The organism is Paracoccus sp. MKU1 (assembly GCF_001447385.1).
Taxonomy (GTDB): Bacteria; Pseudomonadota; Alphaproteobacteria; order Rhodobacterales; family Rhodobacteraceae; genus Paracoccus.
On sequence record NZ_LLWQ01000241.1, the window covers coordinates 1 to 677 of the forward strand.

Consider the following 677-nt stretch of genomic DNA (forward strand, 5'->3'; position numbering starts at 1 on the left):
TGGACATCATGCCGGCACGCTACGATACCAGGCTCTTGCCTGAGGGGGTGCGCGCAACCGGATACAGGGTGGACGGCGCGGTGATTTCGGTTGATGCGGAGATGATCCGGTCCGAAGCGTTCTGTCCGGAGTGCGGCTTCCGGTCGGCGCGCCGACATGGGCGCTATGTCCGCAGTCTCGCAGATCTGCCCGCCCACGGCCGAACTGTTCAGCTGCGCCTTTCGGTTCGGCGGTTCCGATGTCTGATTGCGCAATGCCCGGTCAAGACGTTTAGCGAGGCAGTCCCGGTCTCTCTCGCGCAGCCGCATGGTCGGCGAACGGGCCGCTTCCAGGATCTTGTTGCATATCTTGGTTGGGCCATGGGGGGCCGACCTGCCCAGGCACTTGGGCGTCGCATTCTGCTGCGTCAGCAAAGACACCTTCCTGCGAGGCGCAGTGCGACCGGCGCATGAGCCGTTTCCGCGACCGGGTGTCGTCGGCATTGACGGCTGGGCGTGGCGCAAGGGGCAGCGCTACGGCACCCTGGTCTGTGATCTCGGGCGCCGCGCTGTCATCGACCTCCTGCCGGATCGCGAGCCCGCGCCTGTGGCCGCCTGGCTGCGACGTCATCCGCAGATCGAGATTGTCGCGCGGGATCGGAATGGCGGGTATGGCCGGGCAATCTCACAAGCTCTTCC

Annotated in this window: 2 protein-coding genes; both read left to right on the plus strand. The window is 65.9% G+C overall.

The features are described from left to right. The first annotated feature begins 101 nt into the window (after positions 1-101). Positions 102-452, plus strand: coding sequence for a transposase family protein (locus AQY21_RS28235; RefSeq protein WP_238986919.1), 351 nt, complete (start codon positions 102-104; stop codon positions 450-452). Continuing rightward, positions 340-677 (plus strand): transposase (locus AQY21_RS28895; protein WP_238986918.1); only part of this gene is annotated, 338 nt, incomplete at its 3' end. The genes AQY21_RS28235 and AQY21_RS28895, both read left to right, overlap by 113 nt.

Bases quoted from the DNA above. Each gene is read 5' to 3' on its own strand.
- AQY21_RS28235 (WP_238986919.1), top strand. From the start codon at position 102: ATGATCCGGTCCGAAGCGTTCTGTCCGGAGTGCGGCTTCCGGTCGGCG.